Annotated in this window: 3 protein-coding genes, 1 tRNA gene and 1 pseudogene; 4 read left to right on the forward strand and 1 reads right to left on the reverse strand. The window is 69.8% G+C overall.

The window, feature by feature from the left end; all coding sequences use genetic code 11:
• Positions 1-62: 62 nt before the first annotated feature.
• Positions 63-530: a GatB/YqeY domain-containing protein gene (locus tag ACFU53_RS45840; protein ID WP_384006086.1), complete on the reverse strand. Its 468-nt coding sequence runs from the start codon at positions 528-530 to the stop codon at positions 63-65.
• A gap of 188 nt (positions 531-718) precedes the next feature.
• On the opposite strand from ACFU53_RS45840, the gene ACFU53_RS45845 reads away from it, so the two are divergent.
• From ACFU53_RS45845 to ACFU53_RS45860, 4 genes and pseudogenes are all read left to right on the forward strand, one after another.
• Positions 719-1,648, forward strand: a complete 930-nt coding sequence (locus ACFU53_RS45845) for a metallophosphoesterase (protein ID WP_384006088.1) — start codon at positions 719-721, stop codon at positions 1,646-1,648.
• Between the two features lie 139 nt (positions 1,649-1,787).
• Positions 1,788-2,621, forward strand: a complete 834-nt coding sequence (locus ACFU53_RS45850) for a Pr6Pr family membrane protein (protein ID WP_384006090.1) — start codon at positions 1,788-1,790, stop codon at positions 2,619-2,621.
• Between the two features lie 29 nt (positions 2,622-2,650).
• Positions 2,651-2,724, forward strand: a tRNA-Pro gene (locus ACFU53_RS45855).
• 503 nt (positions 2,725-3,227) lie between these two features.
• A pseudogene (locus ACFU53_RS45860) lies at positions 3,228-6,077 on the forward strand (RHS repeat-associated core domain-containing protein); the annotation flags it as partial.
• Positions 6,078-6,097: the final 20 nt, after the last annotated feature.

Genomic DNA, 6,097 nt, shown 5'->3' on the forward strand with positions numbered 1-6,097 from the left:
CCTCGAGGAGGGGCGCCCCCACCGCCGTTGTGCTGGAAAGCGGGCGAGAGCCGGAGGGCTGCTCAGCCGCCCGCGAGCTGCTGCTTGACGATGGCGGCGACCCGGCCGCCCTCGGCGAGCCCGGCCACCTTCGGGTTGACGATCTTCATGACCTGCCCCATCGCGCGCGGGCCCTCGGCGCCGGCCGCACGAACCTCCTCGACGGCCTGGACGACGATCTGCTCCAGCTCCTCGTCGGAGAGCTGCTTGGGCAGGTAGTCGGCGAGGATCACGCCCTCCGCCTTCTCCCGCTCGGCCGATTCGGTACGACCGCCCTGGGCGAAGGCGTCCGCGGCCTCGCGACGCTTCTTCGCCTCCTTGGTGATCACCTTGAGTACCTCGTCGTCGGAGAGCTCGCGCTTCTCCTTGCCCGCGACCTCTTCCTTGGTGATCGCGGTGAGCGTCAGCCGGAGCGTCGAGGAGCGGAGCTCGTCGCGCCCCTTGATCGCGGCGTTGAGGTCTTCCTGCAGCTTCGACTTGAGCGTGGTCATGGCATCGATTGTCGCAGGTGTGGTGCGAGAAGCGCGCCTTGATTTCGCTGGTGTGTGCGGATCGGCTGCTGATCGGGGGCGCGCACCGGAGTGGGTTGTCCACAGGGGGAGTTGACGATCGGCGGTGGCGGTCGGCGGTTGTCCACAGGCCCGCGCTCGGGCTCGGCGGGGTCTGACACGATGGACACATGCGAGCGCGATACGGAGTACCTCTGGGGATCGCGGCGGCCGGTGCCGCCGGTGTGGTGTACGCGGCGGGTTTCGAGGCCCGCTCCTTCCGGCTGCGGCGGGTGACGGTGCCGGTGCTGCCACCGGGCATGCGGCCGCTGCGCATACTCCAGGTCTCCGACATCCACATGGTGAGCGGGCAGCGCAAGAAGCAGCGCTGGCTGCGTTCCCTGGCCGGGCTGCGCCCCGACTTCGTGATCAACACCGGGGACAACCTGTCCGACCCCGAGGGCGTCCCCGAGGTGCTGGACGCGCTGGGCCCGCTGATGGAGTTCCCGGGCGCGTACGTCTTCGGCTCGAACGACTACTACGGCCCGAAGCTGCGCAACCCCGCCCGTTACCTCCTGGAGAAGACCCAGGGCCGCCACGGTCTGAACGGCAACAAGCCGGTGGTCGGCGCCATCCACAACCCGTGGGAGGACCTGCGTGACGGCTTCGACGGGGCGGGTTGGCTCAACCTCACCAACACCCGCGGCGAGCTGAAGGTCGAGGGCATGTCCGTCGAGCTCACCGGCCTCGACGACCCGCACATCAAGCGGGACCGCTACGCCCGTGTGGCGGGCGGCCCGTCCGACTCCGCCGACCTCTCCCTGGGCGTCGTCCACGCCCCCTATCTCCGTACCCTCGACGCCTTCACCGCCGACGGCTACCCCCTGATCCTGGCCGGCCACACCCACGGCGGGCAGCTCTGCATCCCCTTCTACGGCGCCCTCGTCACCAACTGCGACCTCGACACAGAGCGCGTGAAGGGCCTCTCGACTCACACGGCTGACGGCCGGACCGCGTACATGCACGTCTCGGCCGGGTGCGGCACGAATCGCTACACCCCGGTGAGGTTCGCCTGCCCGCCGGAGGCCTCGCTGCTGACGTTGGTGGGGCGGGAGGGTTAAAGGGGCTGCGGGGAGGATTGCCGGGGTCGTCTGAGCGGGGGAGACGATGAGGCCTGGTGGTGAAGGCTGCCGCCAGGGTGTTGACCCGTACGGATCATCCTGGATGGCCCGCTTCGTCGGGGCGTCCTAGCGTGAGCGCATGACCGCACCGATACCCAGGGACATCCCCGACCTGCCCCCGATCTCGGGCATTCCCGCGCCGGTGACGTCCGTCGTGCCCGCGACGGCGGTGGTGGCACCGGCCCGACGCCCACTGGCAGCGGCGGGCCGCGCTCTGGTGGCGCTGGCGGCGGCAGCGGCCGTGGTGACCGAGATGGTGCTGGGCAGCCCCCTACGGGCGTTCAGTCATTTCTCGGTGCAGAGCACGGCCCTGGTTGCAGTGGTCTTCGCCGCCTCGGCCCGCCGCGCGTGGTCGGCCCGCCGCCCCTTGCCGTCCCTGGTGACAGGCGGCACGGTTCTCTACGCCGTGATCACGGCCTTGGTGTACCACCTGATCCTGATGAAGGACGCGACGGCCTTCTCCATGACGATGACGCCGACGGGAGCCCCGGCCACCCCCACGGGCTGGCTCCCCTTGACGAACGTCGCCTTCCACACGGCGATCCCCCTCGCGGTGGTGGCGGACTGGCTGCTCCTGACCCGCCCGTCGACGCCACGCCTGAGCCACGCGGCGGCCTGGCTGCTCTACCCGCTGACGTACCTGGCGTTCACGCTCGGCCGAGCCGCCCTGCTGACCCCCGACTGGCCGGCCCCGTACCTCTACCCGTTCCTGGACGTCGACCGCCACGGCTACAAGAGCGTCCTCGGCAACGCCCTCCTCCTGGGCCTCGCCTTCTACGCCCTCTCGCTCCTCCTCATCGCCGTCGACCACCTCCGCCCGGACCCCGTACACCCTCGTCGGGGCCGCCCCGACCGCCACGACCGCCGCCCCGAAAACCGGATTTCGTCTCCAGCCACCGGTGGGCTAAAGTAAACGACGTCGCCGCGACAAGCAGTGACAATCGGGGTGTAGCGCAGCTTGGCAGCGCGCTTCGTTCGGGACGAAGAGGTCGTGGGTTCAAATCCCGCCACCCCGACAGTGAGGTACCAGGTCAGGGCCTGATCCGCGAGAGCGAGTCGGGTCCTGACCTGTTTTTCGGGTCTCTTGGGAACCATGAAGAACCGCCTGCGAATCCAGTTCTCGGACGGCTATCGCCCCCGTCCCGGGGAGACGGCGCCCGGAACATCACGGGGAAAGCCGTCGAGGCAGGCGCGGATACACCTCGCGGCGGGGTGCCGGTTGCCTTCCTCGGTACGTTCGTCGACTCGCTCTCGACGGGGCTGTCGGCCAGGAAGGCCGCCCCCATGGGTGGCCTTCCGCGCATTCGAAGGACGCGCAGCCAGCGGGCCGGGAGTGCGGTCCACCGTCAGCCCTGGGTTCCGGTTCGGGTGCGCGAAGGCGCCGCGAACCGTACCGGAGTGGGAGGCGTGCGCCTCGAAGTGAGCAAGCCCCCGCGACGGTGAGCCATGTCACAAGGAACGACAGAACCCATCGCACACCTTTGCGATGATCGGTGGGTGGCGGTACCGCCCCCGGCGCGGGATGCTGCTCAGCGTCTCGCGTCCGGCGCTGAAGCAGGGCTCGGTGGACACCACCGAGGGCGAGGCCGTCACCAGCGTCGTCTACGGCGTCCCGCTCACCGGCACCAAGGCACCGCACGCCATGGGCACCGGCGATGTCGCGAAGTGGGGGCAGCTCGACGCCCCGAGCGACGCCACCGCCGTCCTTCCCGCCGACTCCGTGCCCTCGTCCCACGACGGCGCGAATCTGACCGGCGGCGGATACACGCGCGCCGAGGTGCACTACCTCGACGCCTCCGGCCGTACCGTCAACACGGCGGAGCCCGGCAAGCACATCAGCACCACCGAGTACGACCGGTTCGGCAACAACGTCCGTGAACTGAGCGCGGCCAACCGGGCGCTGGCGCTCGGCACGGCGGACGCGCAGAAGGACACGCTGACGGGTCTGGGGATCATCTCCCGGCCCTCGGCCGAGCGAGCCCATCTGCTGTCGACGACCTCCCTGTTCAACGAGGCCGGCACCCGGGAGCTGGAGGAGTTCGGTCCGCTGCACCGGGTGGACCTGACCGAGGACCTCAAGGACGGAACCACCGTCCTGGTCAACGCCGACACCTCCGTGCCCGCCCGCACCTGGACGGTCATCGAGTACGACGAGGGCCGGCCCACCGACGGCACGGCCAAGGTCAAGGACCAGGTCACGCTCAAGATCGTCGGCGCCCGGGTCCGCGACTACTACTCGGTCATGGGTGAGAAGCGGGTCACCGAGACCCAGTACGACTGGGCCAAGGGCCTTCCGGAGCTGGTCATCCAGGACTCCGGCGGCCTGAACCTGACGACCACCGCCGCGTACGACGCACAGGGTCGGATCACCGACGTCGTGCCTCCGGCCGGCACCGGCGACGACGCCGCCACCCGCGTCACCGAGTACTGGGCGGCCGACGGCACCGGCTTCTGCAAGGGCCGCCCCGAGTGGGCCGACCAGGTCTGCTGGAGCGGACCCGCCGGAAAGATCACCGGCGGCGGCAGCCGGCCCGACGAGGTGACCGACTCCACCGTGGAGTACGGCTACTTCGGCCAGCCCACCAAGATCACCGACACGGCCAACGGCCAGTCGCGCACGACCACCCGGTCGTACGACGACGCTGCCCGGCCGCTGAAGACCACGGTGACCGGCGGCCTCGGCCAGACGGTCCCGGAGTCCACCGTGGAGTACGACCCGGCGACGGGCCAGATCACCAGGATCACCTCTCCGACGGCGGGCACCATCACCAAGGCGTACGACAAGCTCGGCCGCCTCATCTCGTACACCGACGCCGACGCGGGCAGGACCACCACCGCCTACGACGCGCTCGACCGCGCGGTCAAGGTCAGTGACTCCGTCCCGTCGACCGTCACCTACACCTTCGACCACGGCGCCGAGCCGCGCGGACTGGTCACCAAGGCCAGCGACTCCGTCGCCGGTGACTTCTCCGCCACGTACGACGCGGACGGTTCTGTCACCTCCGAGAAGCTGCCCGGCGGCTACACCCTGAACGTCACCGAGGACGCCACCGGCGCCCCGACGGCCAGGGCCTACACGCGGGACAGCGACGGCACCACCGTCTACACCGATGTGGTGACCCGGTCCGCCCAGGGGCGGACGACCAGCCACTCCGGCTGGTCCGACCAGCGCTACGGCTATGACAAGGCCGGGCGTCTGACCACGGTCGAGGACACCGTCGGCGAGGTGTGCACCCAGCGCACGTACGCCTTCGACAAGCGCTCCAACCGCACCGGTCTGACCACCGCGACGGGCGAGGTCTCCGGCGCCTGCCCCGCCTCGGGAGGTACCACCACCAGCCACACCTACGACAGCGCCGACCGGCTCGTCGACTCCGGCTACGTCTACGACGCCTTCGGCCGCACCACCGCCCTGCCGGGCGGCACCGTCGACTACTACGCCAACGACCTCGCCTACCGGCAGACCGCGGGCGGCGAGCGGCAGACCTGGCAGCTCGACGCGGCCATGCGTTTCCGCTCCTGGAAGACCGAGACCGGCAGTGGCACCACCTGGACGCAGACCGGGTCCAAGGTCAACCACTACGGCGACGACAGCGACAACCCCCGCTGGCTCGTCGAGGACACCGCGAGCGGAGCCGTCAGCCGCAACGTGACGTCCGTCTCCGGCGACCTGGCCGCGGTCACCGGCAAGACCGGTGACACGGAGCTGCAGTTCACGACCGTCCACGGCGACGTGGCGCTCCAGCTCCCGTTGGACGTGAGCCGGGCGCCCGTCGTCATCGACACGGACGAGTACGGCAACGTCCGCGAGGGCGGCGGCGCCGACCGCTACGGCTGGCTCGGCGCCAAGCAGCGCTCCGCCGAGACCCCCACCGGTCTCCTCCTCATGGGAGCCCGCCTCTACAACCCCACCACCGGCCGCTTCCTGTCCGTCGACCCCATCACGGGCGGCAGCTGCAACAGCTACGAATACGTCTGCGGTGACCCCGTCAACCTGGTCGACCTCGACGGCAGGATGACGGCGGTCGCCCTGGTCGGCATGGCCGGACTCGGCGTCAGCGCCGGCACGGTGCTCGCCGTGATCGGGGTGGGCGCGGTCGTCGCGATCATCGCGCTGATCTGGTGGAAGGGCAAGAAGTGGGCCGTCAACAAGGTCCGCACCCTGTGGAAGGAGGCCCGCAAATCCGGGAAGGAAAGGGCGAGCGACGCTCCGAGCTTCGTCAAGGGGAAGAACAAGATCCCCGGGAAATCGGCGCAGCAGTCGGCGGTGGAGTACTTCAAGAGTGCCTTCAAGCGCCCGCCGACCAAAAAGGAGATGGGCCCCGGTGGGCCCATCAACAAGGCTAAGAAGTATCTCGACCGCAAGTAGATAAGGCACCGGAACGAAAC

The sequence above is a fragment of the Streptomyces sp. NPDC057474 genome (assembly GCF_042802555.1).
In the GTDB taxonomy this organism is placed as follows: Bacteria; Actinomycetota; Actinomycetes; order Streptomycetales; family Streptomycetaceae; genus Streptomyces.

Coding starts and splice junctions, on each gene's coding strand:
- ACFU53_RS45840 (WP_384006086.1), bottom strand. CDS start 530: ATGACCACGCTCAAGTCGAAGCTGCAGGAAGACCTCAACGCCGCGATC.
- ACFU53_RS45850 (WP_384006090.1), top strand. CDS start 1,788: ATGACCGCACCGATACCCAGGGACATCCCCGACCTGCCCCCGATCTCG.
- ACFU53_RS45845 (WP_384006088.1), top strand. CDS start 719: ATGCGAGCGCGATACGGAGTACCTCTGGGGATCGCGGCGGCCGGTGCC.